The organism is Mycobacterium sp. FW102-FHT13B02, from assembly GCF_058790275.1.
This window is the reverse complement of the sequence record NZ_JBYTCM010000026.1, coordinates 46,646-63,554: the sequence shown is the minus strand read 5'-3', so window position 1 is coordinate 63,554 and position 16,909 is coordinate 46,646. Positions and strand designations below refer to the sequence as shown.

Below are 16,909 nucleotides of genomic sequence, written 5' to 3'. Positions count from 1 at the left end.
AACGTGACGCTAGCAACGGACCAACTTATTTATCTATGGCCATCGAAAAATTACTATCTGCCCCCTTAGCCTAGCGACAGGACAAGGAGGAATAAACAATGCGATTGATTGTCGCTGTGATGATGACCGTGGCCATCGCCGTTACTGCCGCGATCCTTACGCTCGTCGCGTGGCTTGGTGAGCACCCGTTTGCTTGCGCAGCCCTACTGCTCGGTGTCGGCGTGATCGGGCAACGCACCCTGCGCCATCGCCGGGCCCGCCGGCCCCGCGCCAGCGGTCAGCCGGTGGCGTATCAGAGTCGGCCCGCGATCACCCCTGCCCGCCCGCGCTACGACAAGGTCGTCGAGCTCGACGGGTCGCGCTACGGATACCCGACAGGGGGCGTGCGATGAGCCGCACCGACCACATGCGCATGCAGTGGGCCCGCACCGAGGACATGTTGGCTGATCTGGGCGGCGACACCACCGACGTGTTGGTCGAGCCGATCGACCTCGATGACACCGACCCAGACCCGGACCCTTACGACGTCCCGGCAGCGACCGATTCCGCAGACCCCCGCGATGATGCCCAACCCGCACCCGACGACCTGCAACCTGCCGACCCGGACGCGCAGATCGCCATGGTCGAGCCCGACGAACCCGAATATCGCACCGCCGGTGACGATTTGCCGATCGGCATGCTCGACCCGAACACGGGCGCCGCCGTCGGCGGTGACACCCCGCCCGCCGACCCACCGGCCACAACAACCAAGCCGGACAAACCAGACGCACCTCCCCGATTCAACAAAGCGCTGGCCGTCGGCTTCGTCGGCGCCATCGGGGTCGTGGTGGTCGGCGTGACCGGCGCCCTCATCGCCATGCGCAGTGGACCGACAGTGGCCCCGGTAAACCAATCCGCCACGGCCCCAACAGCACTGAGTGTCGTCACCGCCGCCCCAACCGCGCCAGGTAAGGGCGACAACCCCGACAATCCCATCCCGTTCACCGCCTCGGCACACTGCCCGCCCGGATCGACCGCGGCCCAATCAGTCGCCGGCACCGACCCCACCCGGGCGTGGGTGTGTATCCGCGACGGTGTCAACGGCCAAGTCCTCAACATCGACCTCGGCCGCAGCATGTGCGTGACGGCGCTCGACATCACCCCCGGATGGGTCGGCACCGACGCCTCCGGCGTGGACCAATGGTCGCAGCACCGCGTCGTGAGCCGCGTGCAATGGATCCTCACCGACAACAACGGCACCCCGACCGTCGTGCAGCAGGACACCGGCAACGTGCACGGCCCAGCGACCCAACCCATGCCCCACGGCTGCGTCCTGGCATCACACATCACCATGATCGTGCTGGAGACCTCCCGCGCTCCCGCCGACGCCCCCACCACCGCCTCCAGTGCGCCGGGGGACCCCGCCGCGCCCGGCGACGCCGGCATCCTCGGCTCCGTCCTGGGCACCAACACCCCACCACCTCCCGCGGCCGGTGCCACCGACCCGCTCACCGGACAACCCGGCTCAGATGACCCCGCAGACAACAGCTTTGCCATCTCTGCCATCACCGTCTACGGCCACAACCCGATCAACCAGTAACAGGAGAACCTCCCGTGCTCACCAAAACTTGGCAACGGCGCATCGACACCACCGGCTCACGGGTGCGTACCGGCGCGTTCGTCGTCGCGCTGATCGTCTGCACCGTCGTCGCCCTCAACACGGTCTGGGGCTGGCTGTTCGACGACCCGATCGACGTCGCCGGGCCCGCCCGCACCGCCGTCAACCGTACCGACCTGGTCGGCAGCTTCGCGCAAGGCTGCGTCACCAAACTGCTCACCGTCACGACCAAACGGCGCGACACCGACACCGGCGGGGGCAACGACGACAAAGAAGCCCTGCAATCGTTGAGCGACTGCTGGACGCTGCAGGGCAACATTCCCTTGCCCACCAACCAATCCACCGTGGTGGACAACCCGCGAGTCGCGGCCACCACACTAGAAAGCGACACCGGAGCGGTGCAGCTGTGGAGCGTGGTGGTCGCCGTCGACGAACGGCCCTACCGCGGCGCACCCGCACACACCAAGTTCTATCGCCTACCGGTCACCTACACCAAATACGGACTGCACTCTCCCGCGCTGCCCGGAGATGCTGACGGCCCCGGCAACGGCGCCGACGTGCCCATGACCTACCGGGCGAAGCTGACCCCCACCAACCCCGGCTACGCCGTAGTCGCCGGATTCGTCACCAGCTACCTGACCAACAACGGGGGAATCGAACGCTTCGCCAGCCCCGGCGCCGCGATCATCCCCGTCGGTGGATACCGCTCAGTCACCGTCACCGAGGTCAACGCCGACAAAGTCATCCCCGACGCCAAGGACCCCGTTCCCGCCGACGGAAGCAAAGCCCATGTGCTCGTGCGTGTTTCGGCAGTCACCACCGGATACGCCGTCACCCCACGGGATTTCCCCTTGACCCTGACCGTCGTCGGCGGCCGCTGGTGGGTCAGCGCCATGGACTACGCACCCCAGCTCGACACCTCCACCGACCCGACCCCCGTCGTCCTCACTCCGGCCGGCCAACGATGACCGGCCAACGACGACCGGCCACCCGCCACCCATAGACCTTGGCGCGACCCGTCGCGACCTGGAATCGACACTCCTGCAACAGAACAAGGAACAACCGTGAACACCACCACCATCGCCGCCAGCCACACTCCCCACACCACCATCCTCGCCGTCAACGACCTCGTCTCCGGCAGTCACCTGCTCTACACCATGCTCGTTGGCGTCCTGGTCATCGCCGCGCTGCTCGGCGGCGGCGCCCGCTCAGTGGCCGCCTTCTTCGGCGGCCGGATCGGCGAAACCGTGCTCTGGGCCGTCATTGCGATCGTCGTGGCCGTATTCATCGGCTCCGGCTACGCGATCTACATGTCCACCAAGCGCTCTGTCGACCAGACCGGCCTCACCACAGGCCAATTCGGCCGCTAACACCAACCCCATCAACTGACCATCGAGAGGCCGCGGTGACCGAGTCCGCCCAGATGTTCCCCGGGATCCACGACATCCCGACCTACACCAACCTTCTAGGAAAATCTCTACGCCTGACGGTGGCGATACCCCTGGCACTCGGGGGTGTCGCCACCGTCGTGGCCACCGCGCTGACACTCGACAGCGGCAACGCGCGCACCATATTCCTGATCCTTGCCACGATCACCTTGCTGTGCACCGGAATTGGCGCACTCATCCCCCGCGCCCGGCCCGACGCCCGGTTCCGCCTCAAAGCCATCAACCGCGCGCTGCGACCTCGGCCAGCCTCAACCACAGACCCCGGCAGCGCACTCACACCACCGAAAGAAGTGATCGGCAATCTTCGCTTCACCGACCACGGCGTGTACGCCGACTTCATCCTCACCGGCCTGCGCACCTACCTACAGCCCTTCAAACGCCGCCTCGCCGCGGCCAACCTGCACGCCCAACTGATCCGCGAACTCCCGTCAGGCTCGTGGCTGTATGGCCTGTCCGTGCCGCAAGACCAACGCCAACTGCTGCGCTCCATGCTGCACGGCCACACCGACAAACCACGCTGGGCCACGACCGTGCACTCCCTGGCCCAGCTCCTGCAGGACGAAACCCCGTCCACCCGCATCTTCTGGTTGTCCATCCCGGTCGATGCCGGCCGCGCGGGCCACAGCCCCGCCGGACAACTCGCCCGGCTGCAGAACTGGCTCGCCGGCCGCGACACCGACGACGAAGACACCCTGATCGCCTACCAGCGCCTCGCCCACGACGTCATTACCTCCATCCCACCCGACTACGCCGCCGCACCCGTACCGGCCGATTTCATCGACTGGTTCTGGCGGCACAACCTGTTCGCCGGTGGCTGCGACTTGCCGCTGCCCGCCGTGTCCGGCGGCCGTGATCACCTCACCGCCGCCGACTTTCCTATCGCAGATTTCGACGAAGGCGACCAGGCGCACCGCCGCGCCCTGCCAGCGTTGCTCAATTGGCTGCCGAGCTGGTCGAAAGTTCTGCGCATCTCCTCGCGCGACCGCTGGTGCGCCGACAGCTACCAGGCCATCGTCCCGGTCACCAGCATGCCCATCGCCGGAATCAAGTTCCCCGGCTCGGAAATCCTGGACGCGCTCGACGACATTGACACCGGCGCCCGATTCGACTGGGCCATACCAATCACCAAACCCACCCGCGAGTTCGAACACATCCGCAACGACCGCGCCAAAGGCAACATCTACGACCAGTTCGAGCACCGCGGCGACATCCGCAACGGGCTGGCCGACCTGCGCAGCCGCGAACGCCAACTCGCCGAATACACCCGGCTGCTTGACCACAACGCCGACGAACAGCCCCTGCAATCCGCCTTTTTCATCGCCGTGCGCGCCGCAGGCCGGGCCACCGTTGATTACTCGCTCAAGCGCCTCCGCGAAGAACTCCAGAACTCCGGCGGTGTATCAATCCGGCACTATCGCGGTGCCCAACAACGGCTTTGGTCGGTCTTCAATCCCGGTGTGCCCTTTCACACCAGTGGCGTCGATCAGTTCACACAGCCAACTACCTCCGTCAAGTGGGGCTGCTTTAGCCCCATCACCAGCCACCACCTGGGCACCAGCACCGGTGCGCTCATCGGGTTCAGCCAGATCAACGCCAACCACAGCGCCGTGCTCCTGGACCTGCCCGCCACCTCACGGCGCAACCGCAACCCGATCTGGGTGGCTTCCGGAGCACCCGGATACGGGAAGTCTTATGCCACAAAGGGATACACCAGCGATGAAGTAGAGCGCGGCGCCCAGGCCTTCATTTTGGACCCCGGCACCGAATGGGCGCGGGCCTTCGCGCACGTGCCCAACAAAGCCGTTATCGACCTGGCTGGGAACAACTTTGGCTGCGACCCCCTGCGCATCTTCCCGGTTAAGGTTGCCGGTGGGTACTGGATGGACTACATGGTCCCGATGATGGGGCTCTCGGACGGCATCGGTGTCGACCGACTGCGAACATTGATGTCCTACAAGGCCCGAACCACACTGGGTATTACCAGTACCGCCGCGTTGATCCGGTACATGGCCAGCATTCAGGCCCCCTTGGACGGGCCCGATGACCGCCCGCAGGGCGTCAAAGACCTTGCCGCCGACCTTCGCCCGGTGCTGGTGAAGCTCAAGTCATGGGAAACCTACGACTTCACCCAGGCCATTTTCGACGAGCATCTCCCGGTACCGGACCTGGCCTCGCTGGACGTGTCGATCTGGCAGATGGGCAGCCTGGACATGCCCACAGCCGACGAAATGTCCGACCCGGTCATGTTCAACAGTCTCAGCGACCGCAAACGTGCCTCGGTGGCCATTTGCGGGATGCTGTTCCGGCTGGCCCGGGTCACCTTCTTCTCCAATGAGGAACGCTTCGGCCTGATCGTGCTCGAAGAGGCTGCCGCCGTACTCAATTCCCGCGCGGGCGCCGCCGACGTGCACCTGTTCAGTCGCCGCATCCGCAAGGTGTTCACCGGCCTGGTAATCATCACCCAGGATCCCATCGCGGACCTGGCGTTGATGGGCGATCAGTTCGTCACCCAGCAGCTCATCATGCCTTTCGAAAGCCAGGAACTCGCTCAAAAAGTGGCGCGCCGCGCGGGGATACGCCTGGACGAATACCCCGACATCGAAGACCAGTTCCTCGCTGAACCCGACCCCGAGGAAATGCGGGACCCCGCCGCCCCCGTCCCCACGGCCACCGCCGGCAGCCGCCGCGGTCGCGAAGGGTACGGCTTCCTCGTCGACGAATTCCGCCGAGTCGGTCCGATACGGGTCGCACGCCGCACGAATCCCCTCCAGCACAAGGCATTCGACACCACACCCGGAGGCTCTGCCGCATGACCACGCTCACCTACGGGTTTCGCTGGCCGCGGTACCGGCACACCAGTGCCGGGCTGTCGCTCGCCGAACGACTCGGCTATCTGTTCGCCACCCGACCCGTTCTGCGGCGTGCCGCGATCATGTGGCTCATCACCCAACTGCTGTCGTCGTGGGCGTTGGCCGCCGCCCCCCGGGCCGCGGCCTCCGCGATCGGCGCCACCATCGAATGGACCGGCATCGCCGATAGTCACGGGGTCCCGCTCTCCGCGTACTACCTGTCGGTCGTCTCCACCGCCGAGGCCGTGATGGAAGGCGGCCCCGACCTCACCTTGAATCCGACCTCATGGTTCAAGAGCGCCACCTATGCCATGACCACCGGTCTGTCCCACCAATTCGTCTCCGAACTGCTACAGGCCCAAATGGCCTGGTACATCATGATGATCGCGCTATCGCTGTGGCTGCTCAAATTCGCCATGTCCAGCACCTGGCTCTACTGGCTCGCCGTCTGGTTCCGCCCGCTACTTGCGCTCTTCCAACAGCTCCTGTCTGACCTGTGGGCCTTTCCCATCTGCCTGACCCTGGGCCTCGGCGTCGGCGCCTACTTCCTCATCGCCCACAACCGGCGCGGCATGGGATGGTCAATCATCCTGTCCACCATCGTTATTGGCGTCTTAGGTCTCTATCTCACCCACGAACCGCTCGCCGAGGTCTACAGCGACAGTGGCCTGCTCAACCAGTCCCGCAACCTCGGCTTCACCGTCGCACAAGCATTCATCAACAACGGACCGCTCGCCTCGGGCGGCAGCACAGGCCAAATGCAAAGCCTCACCGGACTGATCGCCGACGCCACCGTGCGCGCACCCCTGCAACTGCAAAACTTCGGCATGGTCGTCGACGGCGTCGGCAACTGCTCAAACGCCTGGTCTAAAGCCGTCCTCGAACATCCGCACGTCCTGGCCGTCACTGACAGTCAAACCGGGCTCGATGACTGGTCGGGCCCGGCGCACGCCATGGCCAAATGCGGCGCACCCCAGGCGCTCACCTACGCGCAGAACCTCGACGGCGCCAACCTCGCCCCCGGCGCATTCCTGTGGGTCGTCGGCGGCGCGTTCGCCACCTTCGTGCTGTACGTGGCCATCAGCTACGTCATGGTCGCCGGCGCCGCGTTCCTCAACGTCTTCCTGATCACCACCGCCGTCCTCAAAGCCATGATCGCCGGGAAGCCCCGCGAAAGCGCCAAACGCCGTCTCGAACAATTCATCAAGCACTTCTTCTTGGTGTTCGCCTACGTGCTCTACGCCAGCTGCGCCGCGGTCATCGTGTTCAAGACCGTCGCCCCGCGCGGTTACGCCGACCAAGTCGGTATGACCCACCCGTTCGCCCGCATGGTGATGATCGCGCTCGTCTCGGTGATCGCCATCGTTCTGTTCCACTACCTCAAAAAAGAACTCGGTGACCACACCTTCGGCAGCATCGTGCACGGCGCCCGCAACACCTACGACAAGGCGCGGTCGGGCTGGGACCGCGGCCGCCGCAACTACGACAAAGGCCGCGACCTCTATGGCAAGGGCCGCGACGCCTACGACAAGTACCGCTCCAAAACCTCAGACGCCGACGACGACGGCGAGGCAGACAAGCCGCTGACCGGCGAACCAGCTACCGGCCGCCCGCCCGAGGGACGCCCACCCAACCCGGCCAAGCCCCGTCCGTCGCACACCGGGCGTGCAGCACAAACTGGCGAAGGTGCCGCCGAGGCCAGCACGACCGAAGGCGCGGCTGCCGCGGCCGAAGGTGGCGCTACGGTCGCCGCGGAGGGGGCGGCCGCCGTTGTTGCACCTGAAGTCGTCGCCGGCGTGGTCGTCGCCTCCAAAGTCGCCCACGGTGTCAAGCATCACCACGACGCCAAGAAAGCCCAGACCTCAAACGGGCAGACGCCGAACGGCCAGAGCACCCCCACCGCCGACAGTACCGCCCGCCATCGCCGACCACAGGCGCACCCCAGCGGCCCCGCTGGTGAACTACCGCCCACCGCCCCCGCCAACGGCAGGACCACCGGGCGTGCCCCCCAGCAGGCCCGCCGCGGCGCCCAGGCGCCGCCGCCTGCCTCGAGCTACGCCCACCACAGCGACACCAACATCCCGCTGCCCGAGGAACCACCGCTCGACGACGATCCCGGGCCCGTTTCCGGCCGCCGCTAACCCCGGCCAACATCCATAGCCCATTCCGACGAAAGCAGGCGCCTGTGGCCTCGGCCCGCCGGCTCATTCCGTTGCGCTACCCAGGCGGCAAAGGACGCATGGCCGGCAGCGGGTGCACGCTCATGGACACAGTTCACCTAGCCGCCTACGATTCGCAACTATGTTCGATAGTCGGGTGGGGCACTTACCGCCCAGGGCTCGGCGTGTGGTCGAGCCGCCCCGCCCAGTTCGGGTAGACCTGACGCGCATGATTTCTGCCCCCGATGATGCGTTCCGTCTCGACACTGTGCCGATGTGGACCAAACTGGATGGAATCAATGTCAGTTGCGAAGTTACCGGCTACCTGCACGGCTGGGTGAAATCGACCAGGGGCAGCTGGCTAGCGCTCGTGACCGTTGACATTCCGACGGGAAATGGCTCGGCGCACTTGCGGATTCGACAGTTATGCCCCGTCAGGGCGCTGACCCCATTGGACGGCCAAACTGACGTTCAGCCGTGAAGCGCGGACAGAGGGACGCGGCCCGGAATGCCCTACACCCCGGAATGGGGCCCCGGTCGCGCCGGTGACGATCGCTCGCCCCACCACGCAAGAGTTAGCAAGCGTTTGCGTGAATGTCCTAGGGGCGCAAGGTTGAATGGATGGTTTGCCAGTAGTAGGGCATGTGGCTGAGCACCGGAAGCCAGGTTCCCAGGTCGGGGGCGGTGAACTGCACCAACGTCGAATCGGGCTGCGCGAGTACCGCTTCGGCGCCGTTGATGCTGTCAATGCGGCACCAATGCTCGTCGTCGGGCAGGGTATGTCCGCGAGTGGGGTTCGGGATAAATTGGCCGGCTTCGAGGTGTTGCCACCGACGTTTGGTGTATCCGCGGCCGGGGTCGTTGGGTACGGCATCGGGCCATGGGTCGTCGGTGTCGCGTGGCCGCGGACCGCCCGCGAGTTCGGCGGGGGTGAAAAGTCCAGCGTTCACGTTCGGTAACTCGGTGCGCAGAAATTGCTCAAAGTCGTCGATTTCGGCAGCACGCATGGTGACACTGAGCCCACGCGATACCGCGAACCACAGTTGATTGAACGTCGGCCGACTGTAGTTCAGATCGCGCAGGGCTGAGGTGAATCGCTGCGCGTAGTAGTTGACCCAGCGCACTGCCTTGGCGGGGTTGGCGTTCCACAGCCACGCGAAGACGCGGCCCACGTCGTCACCGATGTGCTCCAAATAGCCCTCCCTGATGACTGTCCGGGCGAAGTCGTCCGCCGCCGGATCGATCACATTGCCCAGGAGGCAAAATTCGAGATTCTCGTTGTCGATGACCAGGGCATTCGGAGGGACAACATGCCCGATGACCGCGGTGTCACGAAGCAAGTGAAAAATCTTGCCCCCGGCCACCTCCTCCATGATCGGAGAGGTCTGCTGTCGGAACTGGGTGATGCCGATCAGCCTGCTGGAGTTGATTTCCATACATCGAGCGTACCGTACAAATACGTTTCCACGTATGCACAATGTAGGGCGAGGAACCCTCGGTGCCGCCAGGTCGTCCAGAACATCGGACATGTACCGCCATGCCGGGACTTCCACCCGTTTGTCGCCGCTCAATTGAGTCGCCAACGTGCGCGCGACACATCGCCCGGTCGTTCCTCACCGGCAACGGAGGCCCGCATAGGCTGCCATGAGGCGCTCGGGTGAACAGGAGATACACAGCATGGGGTCAGTGCACGAGGTGATGGCCGCGTTCCGAGAAGCGCCGTCGAACTCCGAACGCGGAACCAAGTTCGAGAAGCTGATGGTCCGCTACTTCGAACTGGACCCACTGCTGGCCCAACAGTACGACGCAGTGTGGCGGTGGATCGACTGGCCTGGACGAAAAGGCAAGCCCGACACCGGAATTGACCTGGTCGCCCGCGAACGCGATACCAGCGAATACACCGCCATCCAGTGCAAGTTCTACGAACCGACCCACACCCTGCGCAAAGAAGACATCGACTCCTTCTTCACCGCCTCAGGTAAAGCACCGTTCACCAACCGGATCATCATTTCCACCACCGACAAGTGGGGACGCAACGCCGAGGACGCCCTCGATGGCCAGCAGGTCCCGGTGCAGCGGATCGGCATGGCCGAGATTGCCGATTCCCCTATCGACTGGGATGTCTCCCTGGTCGGCGAAGACCTCCACGTGGAACTGGCACCCGCGACCCGCCACGAACCACGCCCCCATCAGGCCACCGCCATCGACAGAGTGTTCGCCGGCTTCGCCGCAGGCTACGACCGCGGCAAGTTGATCATGGCCTGCGGCACCGGAAAAACGTTTACCGCACTGAAAATCGCCGAACGCACCGCCACCGAAAACGGCGGCAATGCACGGGTTTTGTTCTGCGTACCCTCCATCTCCCTGCTGTCGCAGACGCTGCGCGAGTGGACCGCGCAAACCCAGCTGGATCTGCGCGCCTTTGGTGTCTGCTCAGACACCAAGGTGTCCCGGGCCGCCGAAGACATCAACGTCTACGACGTCGCCATCCCCGTGACAACCGACGCCGCGACCCTGGCCACCGAGATGTCCCACCGCAAACGCGCCAAAGGCCTGACCGTCGTCTTCACCACCTACCAGTCCCTGCCTACGGTTGCCGAAGCTCAGAAACTCGGTGTGTCCCCGTTCGATCTGGTGATCTGCGACGAGGCCCACCGCACCACCGGCGTCACCCTCGCCGGCGCCGACGAATCCAACTTCGTCAAAGTCCACGACGCCGACTATCTTCACGCCACCCGACGCCTGTACATGACCGCCACCCCGCGGATCTTCGATGAGGTGGTCAAAGCCAAGGCCGAGGAGCACTCGGCCGAGCTGACCGGGATGGACAACGAGGCGTTGTTCGGCCCGGAGTTCCACCGTCTGTCGTTCGGTGAGGCCGTCGATCGCGGCCTGCTCACCGACTACAAGGTCCTGGTGCTCACCGTCGATGAAGAGATGGTGGCCGCACCCCTACAGTCCCAACTCGCCGGGGCAGACGGGGAACTGCGCCTCGATGACGCCACCAAGATCGTGGGCTGCTGGAACGGTCTGGCCAAACGTGCCGGCAAGACTCCCGAAGGCCAAGGTTTCGCCCCCGGAGAGCCCCCGATGCGCCGTGCGGTTGCGTTCGCCAAAGATATCGCCGCCTCCAAACAGGTCGCCGCACTTTTCCCGAAAGTTGTTGACGCCTATCGGGACATGCTGACCGACAGCGGCGATGACGGTACCGACATCAACGAGACGAATCTGGATCTGCGCTGCGAGGTCCGACACGTCGACGGCACGTTCAACGCCCTCGAACGCAACCGGGAGTTGCAGTGGCTCAAAGCACCACTGCCCGACGGGGAATGTCGGATCCTGTCCAATGCCCGCTGCCTGTCCGAGGGGGTGGACGTGCCGGCCCTGGACGCAGTGATGTTCCTGCACCCACGCAACAGCGTGGTCGACGTCGTGCAGTCCGTCGGCCGGGTAATGCGCAAAGCCGACAGTAAGGACTACGGCTACATCATCTTGCCGGTGGCAGTGCCTGCCGGGGTCTCACCATCGGCGGCCCTGGGCGACAACCGCCGGTTCAAGGTGGTGTGGCAGGTGCTCAACGCGCTGCGCGCCCACGACGACCGGTTCAACGCGATGGTGAATTCGATCGCCCTCAACGCCGCGACCCCGGGCCTGGACAGTGGGAAAGGATCGGATCGGCTGCTCGGCGGGCACCTCGGCCCGACCATCGACCATCCCGAAACACTCAGCGGGTCAGCGGGTTCGGCGGCGCCGGACTGGGCCGGCCCCGACACCGCGGCCGCGGGCGGCGATCCCGCCACCGGAGTCGCCGACAGCGACGGGTCCGGTGGCGGCGGCAATATGGCCACGCAGATGGCTCTGTTCTCGCTGTCGGCGTGGCAGGAGGCGCTCTACACTCGCATCGTCGACAAGGTCGGCGACCGCAAGTATTGGGAGGACTGGGCCGATGACGTCGCGGCGATCGCCGCGGCACTGATCGCCCGCATCGCAGCCCTGCTCGATGGCGCCGACCTCGCGGTGACCGCCGCGTTCGACAAGTTCCTGCAAGGATTGCGGGACAACTTGAATGACTCAGTCAGCCGTGACGATGCGATTTCGATGCTAGCGCAACATCTGATCACCGCTCCGGTGTTCGATGCACTGTTCGCCACCCACGAGTTCGCCGCGCACAATCCGGTGTCGCTGGTGATGCAGGCGATGGTCGATGAACTCGGCGGCGCGGGTCTGGAAGCTGAGACGGCACAACTGGAGGACTTCTATGCCTCGGTGCGGGACCGAGCGTCCAGTGTCAATGCGCTCAGCGGTAAGCAGCAGGTGATCGCCGACCTCTACGAGAAGTTTTTCAAGAAAGGCTTTCCCAAACAAGCTGAGGCACTTGGGATTGTGTATACCCCAACCGAAATCGTCGACTTCATTTTGCGGGCCGCCGACCACGCGTCGCGGGAGGCGTTCGGCCGCGGCTTGACCGATGAGGGGGTACACGTCCTTGACGGGTTCACCGGAACGGGCACGTTCATCGCCCGGTTACTGCAGTCGGGTCTGATTAATCCGAAAGACTTGGCTCGCAAGTACACCGGCGAATTGCACGCCAACGAGATCATGCTTCTGGCCTACTACATCGCCGCAGTGAACATCGAAACCACCTACCACGCCCTCACCGATGCAAACTACACGCCGTTCGAGGGGATCGTGCTCGCCGACACCTTCCAAATCACCGAAGCCGGTGACACCCTTGACACAGAGATGTTCCCACAGAACAACTCCCGCATCGTTAAACAGCTCGCGACACCGATCAATATTGTCGCCGGAAATCCCCCTTGGTCAGGTGTGCAAGACGACGCCAACGACATGAACGCCAACCTCGTCTACCCCACGTTAGACAAGAGGATCGCGGATACCTACGCCAAGCGTTCAACGGCGAGGAACAAGAACAGCCTGTACGACAGCTACCTACGCGCCTTTCGATGGGCCACGGATCGCATCGGTAGCCGCGGCGTCGTTGCGTTCGTCTCCAACGGCGGGTGGGTCGACAGCAACACCGCAGCCGGGGTACGCCTGTCCCTCGTGGATGAGTACAGCCGAATCTATGTCTACAACCTGCGCGGTAACCAGCGGACCGCCGGTGAAGTGTCAAAACGTGAGGGAGGCAAGATATTTGGCTCCGGCAGCAGAAACACAGTAGCCATCTTCGTCGGAGTCAAGGGTGCACAACCGGGTCCTTGCGAAGTGTTCTATCGCGACATCGGTGACAACTTGAGCCGCGAGACCAAACTCGAAATCATCGAGCGCAGCGCTTTGGATGCCCTTGAGTGGCAAACGATCACACCGAATCCTCACGGAGACTGGATCAACCAACGCGACGCAGACTATCTCACTTGGCCAGCAATCGGCGACAAGGCCGGTGGACTCCGCGTATTCGAAAGCCATTCGGCAGGGCTCAAATCGAACCGCGACGCATGGGTATACAACTTTTCGACACGCTGCGTCGAGTTCAACGTGCGACGGACCATAGCGTTCTACAACAGCCAAGTATCAGGTTTCGCCGAGTTTTGCGAGCGGAACCACATCACCGACAGACGAGCAGCGGTCGACGCCTTCATCGATCCTGACTCCACAAAAATCAGCTGGGGAGGAGGCGTCAAAGAAGACCTACTGCGCGGCAAACGATTCCACTTCGACGATGATGCTGTCCGCCAGGCCGTCTATCGTCCCTTTCATCCGCAGTCTGTATATTTCGACGCCCAGCTCAATGAGCGCCGATACCGCCTACCGACCATGTTCCCGACGCGCCATCACAAGAACATCGGGATTTACACGCCCAACCCCGGCAGCATGGCACCGCCATTCATGTCGCTCATGGCCGATCAGCTGCTGGACAACGGCGCAGCCGGAACGAGCGCGGCTAATTTCTACCCCCGCTGGACCTTCCACAAAGCTGAACCCGACGCCGGCGCATTGGATTTCGACGCCGACAACGGTGAAGTCGACGAGTACGGGTACCGGAGAGTTGACAATATAACCGACGAAATCCTTGCCCTGTACCGCAAGACGCTCGGTGACCAGGTCACCAAAGATGACATCTTCTTCTCGGTCTACGGCCAGCTGCACGACCCCGCCTATCGCAGCACCTACGCGGCGGATCTGAAAAAGATGCTCCCCCACATCCCAACGCCGGATTCACGTGAACGGTTCGAGCAGATGGTGGCGGCCGGCCATGCACTGTCGCAGCTGCACGTCGGCTACGAGAGCGTCGCCTCCTACCCTGTCGACGTGCAGCTCAAAGCCGGCGCCGACCCGAACGAGCGCGAGACGTGGCAGGTGTCAAAGCTCAAGTGGGCCAAGCGTAAAGACCCCGTGACCGGCAAGAACGTGGATGATCACACGACACTGATCTACAACCCGAAAGTTACCATCGGCGCCATCCCCGAGGAGGCGGCGCGCTACATGCTCGGTTCACGGTCGGCGCTGGACTGGATTATCGACCGCTACCAGGTCAAGACCGACAAGGCCTCCGGCATCGTCAACGATCCCAACGACTGGTGCGATGAACATGACGACCCCCGCTACATCGTGGACCTGATCGCGAAAGTCGCCACCGTGGCGGTAGAGACGATGAAAATCGTTGACAGCCTCTAACTTTCGGGACGCCGGCCGTTTCTACTGTGTGTAGGGCTACCGCAGTAATTCGAGGCCATAGGCACCGCGGGCGCGAAGAGTCGCCAGCTGCTCGTACATGAGCCCGCGGTGCCCCCCGAGCACGACCGCGAACAGCGCGGCTCGCGCATCGCCGGGAACCCAATGTCCGTACATGCTTTCATACCGAAAATTGCCGGGCCCGCGACCGGCCTCGAACCGCGCATGGACTTCCCGGCCGTCGTCGACGTACGTGTTGGGGTACAAGGATTTGTCCGGCCGCCACGCGCCATCAGCATCAGCGGGCTTGCGGGCGTAACTGGGCTCAGCGCGGGCGCGGTCGAGCACCAGCATCGCGACGCGTTCCCTGCCCACGGGGTACTCCCAGGCCTTGTCCGGATAAGGGGTCGCGAAGAACGCGCACTGAGGCGGTACGTCGAGCCCGGATTCGAGGACGTTGTGCAGCTTGCCGATCGGGAAACCCCGGTACAGTGCCAACGGACTCTCCCAGCCGAACGGCGGCAACCACAACGGCACGTCACTGCGCGCGGTTTTATCGGTGTGCCAAATGGCCACACCGTCCGAACGGGCGATCAATGTGCAATCCGGCGTTGGCCCAATCCTTTTCGCGCAAACAACATCGACGTAGGTCGGCTCGGCCCCAGGTTTCACACCGCGGCCCTCAGGGCCTGCTTCGCTATTCACCCGCTTGCGGCAGAGGTGTGTGCAACGACGCGGATACGCCCGCCGAGAACGCTGCCGGAACTGATCGCGGACTGCAGCAGCGGACCGACCTGTTCGGCCGCCGCGCCGTCGATACCGAGCAGACCCGTGACCACGGTTAACCAGCCGGTCTCCCGTGTCGTGGCGTGCCACAATTCGGCGGGATCGTCGTCGTCGAAGTATTCCAGGAAAGGCCCTGGCCGCCCAGGCAACTGGTCAATACGCCCCGAGCCATCAGAACGCAGACGCACCGTGTAGCCCGGCACGTTCGGGAACGGCTGGTCCAACGCCATGGCTAGCTCGAACCCATCCTCCAGAAGCAACTGGGTAACAAGGCCTGTCGGGTCGCCGCCTGGGGAGATGCCCACGACGTTGCGGGGCCGGTCGACGAGCAGCATCGGCTCGATCACGTAGCGACCGCCGCGGTTCCATCGGAACACGACTTTCTGGTAGGTGACAGCCTCGTCGCCGATGGTTTTGGGATCAACCGCGGGGCCCTCGGTCACGTGGGACTGCACGCACGTCGCGTGGGCGCACCGTATGACGGGCGGGAAGTTCGGGGGTTTGACGACGATCACACTGGTTAGTTCCTTGCGGGCGTCGCCGGGGCGGCCGCAGCCGATGCATGTGTACGCCTTAAGCGTCGAGCGAGCTTGTTCGATCACCTGCGGGGGCAGTTCTTTGCGGACCGCCGGGGCGAATATGAGCCGGGCGCGCCCCGTCATGGCTGCACCGCCACGTCGATGCGGTCGGCACCGATGGCCCCATCAATGCCAACGCCGCGCCAGATTTCATCGCCGCGCAATTGCACGCCGGTCAGATTGGCGCCGCGCAGATCCACATCTTGCAACGTTGCCCCCCACAGGTTTGCGCCCGTGAGGTTAGCGCCGCTCAAATCAACGCCGGTCAACCGTGCATCTTGCAAATTGGCCTTGACCAGGATCGCCCCGGCGAATTTCACCGCTACCAGCACCGTGTCCTGCAGGATCGCGTCGGTGAAGTTAGCGCCCTCGGCCTTGAATCCTCCAGTGAATCGGCTCGTTTCGAAATCTGCCCTGACGAAGCTGGCGCCAGGTGCGGCGCCACGGTCGAATAGCACTGCGCGGCAGAAGCTCTCATTGAGCATCGCCCCGGTCAGATTGGCACCCACAATCTTCTGCTGATCGAGCACTACCCCATTGAGATTTGCCCCGACCAGCCGCGCGTCGGTGAAGTCAATCCCCGGGTAGCTGAGCCTGGCACCGGCCAGGTTCAGGTCAAACATGTCCACGACGAAAAGCTGCTGTGACGTCCGGGACTCGTCGCGCAGACACTCCACGAGATTTCCGGCCGCGCCGTCCCCGAATGCGTAGGGCGCACGTAGAAGGTCGCAGACCAAGCGCAGGGCGCGCCGGCATTCGGGGCCGCCCGCTCTCGATATCGAACTGAGCAGATCGTCGGCCGCCGTCAGTGCCACCGGCCGGTCCCTGCTTGCTAGATCGGCAAGGATGCGATCGAGCG

Annotated in this window: 11 protein-coding genes; 7 read left to right on the top strand and 4 right to left on the bottom strand. The window is 64.2% G+C overall.

The annotated features are described in order from the left end of the window. The first annotated feature begins 98 nt into the window (after positions 1 to 98). The 6 genes from AC3WTE_RS28770 to AC3WTE_RS28745 all read left to right on the top strand — a co-directional run bounded on the left by AC3WTE_RS28770 (position 99) and on the right by AC3WTE_RS28745 (position 8,035). On the top strand, positions 99 to 392 hold the full coding sequence (locus AC3WTE_RS28770; protein WP_492442870.1) for a hypothetical protein: 294 nt from the start codon (positions 99 to 101) through the stop codon (positions 390 to 392). Further along, positions 389 to 1,579, top strand: a complete 1,191-nt coding sequence (locus AC3WTE_RS28765; protein WP_492442869.1) for a hypothetical protein — start codon at positions 389 to 391, stop codon at positions 1,577 to 1,579. Before AC3WTE_RS28770 ends, AC3WTE_RS28765 begins: the two co-directional genes overlap by 4 nt. Before the next feature lie 14 nt (positions 1,580 to 1,593). Beyond that, complete coding sequence (locus AC3WTE_RS28760) at positions 1,594 to 2,565, top strand: hypothetical protein (protein WP_492442868.1); 972 nt, start codon at positions 1,594 to 1,596, stop codon at positions 2,563 to 2,565. A 96-nt stretch (positions 2,566 to 2,661) separates the two neighbouring features. After that, the gene (locus tag AC3WTE_RS28755; RefSeq protein ID WP_492442867.1) at positions 2,662 to 2,967 is read left to right on the top strand and encodes a glycosyl transferase family 39; all 306 of its coding nucleotides are present in this window, start codon (positions 2,662 to 2,664) and stop codon (positions 2,965 to 2,967) included. Between the two features lie 35 nt (positions 2,968 to 3,002). Further along, on the top strand, positions 3,003 to 5,858 hold the full coding sequence (locus AC3WTE_RS28750; RefSeq protein ID WP_492442866.1) for an ATP-binding protein: 2,856 nt from the start codon (positions 3,003 to 3,005) through the stop codon (positions 5,856 to 5,858). Then, on the top strand, positions 5,855 to 8,035 hold the full coding sequence (locus AC3WTE_RS28745; RefSeq protein WP_492442865.1) for a hypothetical protein: 2,181 nt from the start codon (positions 5,855 to 5,857) through the stop codon (positions 8,033 to 8,035). Before AC3WTE_RS28750 ends, AC3WTE_RS28745 begins: the two co-directional genes overlap by 4 nt. 617 nt (positions 8,036 to 8,652) lie before the next feature. On the opposite strand, the gene AC3WTE_RS28740 is transcribed toward AC3WTE_RS28745, so the two are convergent. Further along, positions 8,653 to 9,489 carry a hypothetical protein gene (locus AC3WTE_RS28740; protein ID WP_492442864.1) on the bottom strand — a complete coding sequence of 279 codons (837 nt, stop codon included), beginning with the start codon at positions 9,487 to 9,489 and terminating at the stop codon, positions 8,653 to 8,655. Positions 9,490 to 9,730: 241 nt separating this feature from the next. On the opposite strand from AC3WTE_RS28740, the gene AC3WTE_RS28735 reads away from it, so the two are divergent. Beyond that, positions 9,731 to 14,689, top strand: coding sequence for a DEAD/DEAH box helicase (locus AC3WTE_RS28735; RefSeq protein ID WP_492442863.1), 4,959 nt, complete (start codon positions 9,731 to 9,733; stop codon positions 14,687 to 14,689). Positions 14,690 to 14,725: 36 nt separating this feature from the next. Here AC3WTE_RS28735 and AC3WTE_RS28730 read toward each other — a convergent pair whose 3' ends face one another. From AC3WTE_RS28730 to AC3WTE_RS28720, 3 genes are all read right to left on the bottom strand, one after another. Next, complete coding sequence (locus AC3WTE_RS28730) at positions 14,726 to 15,283, bottom strand: hypothetical protein (protein ID WP_492442862.1); 558 nt, start codon at positions 15,281 to 15,283, stop codon at positions 14,726 to 14,728. Positions 15,284 to 15,387: 104 nt separating this feature from the next. Next, positions 15,388 to 16,134 (bottom strand): hypothetical protein, encoded by a 747-nt coding sequence (locus AC3WTE_RS28725; protein WP_492442861.1) that lies wholly within the window; start codon positions 16,132 to 16,134, stop codon positions 15,388 to 15,390. After that, positions 16,131 to 16,865, bottom strand: coding sequence for a pentapeptide repeat-containing protein (locus AC3WTE_RS28720; protein ID WP_492442860.1), 735 nt, complete (start codon positions 16,863 to 16,865; stop codon positions 16,131 to 16,133). The genes AC3WTE_RS28725 and AC3WTE_RS28720 overlap by 4 nt, the downstream gene beginning before the upstream one ends. Positions 16,866 to 16,909: the final 44 nt, after the last annotated feature.

Excerpts from the sequence above, each read along its gene's own strand:
- AC3WTE_RS28770 (WP_492442870.1), top strand. The coding sequence starts at position 99 with ATGCGATTGATTGTCGCTGTGATGATGACCGTGGCCATCGCCGTTACT.
- AC3WTE_RS28765 (WP_492442869.1), top strand. The coding sequence starts at position 389 with ATGAGCCGCACCGACCACATGCGCATGCAGTGGGCCCGCACCGAGGAC.
- AC3WTE_RS28745 (WP_492442865.1), top strand. The coding sequence starts at position 5,855 with ATGACCACGCTCACCTACGGGTTTCGCTGGCCGCGGTACCGGCACACC.
- AC3WTE_RS28740 (WP_492442864.1), bottom strand. The coding sequence starts at position 9,489 with ATGGAAATCAACTCCAGCAGGCTGATCGGCATCACCCAGTTCCGACAG.
- AC3WTE_RS28735 (WP_492442863.1), top strand. The coding sequence starts at position 9,731 with ATGGGGTCAGTGCACGAGGTGATGGCCGCGTTCCGAGAAGCGCCGTCG.
- AC3WTE_RS28725 (WP_492442861.1), bottom strand. The coding sequence starts at position 16,134 with ATGACGGGGCGCGCCCGGCTCATATTCGCCCCGGCGGTCCGCAAAGAA.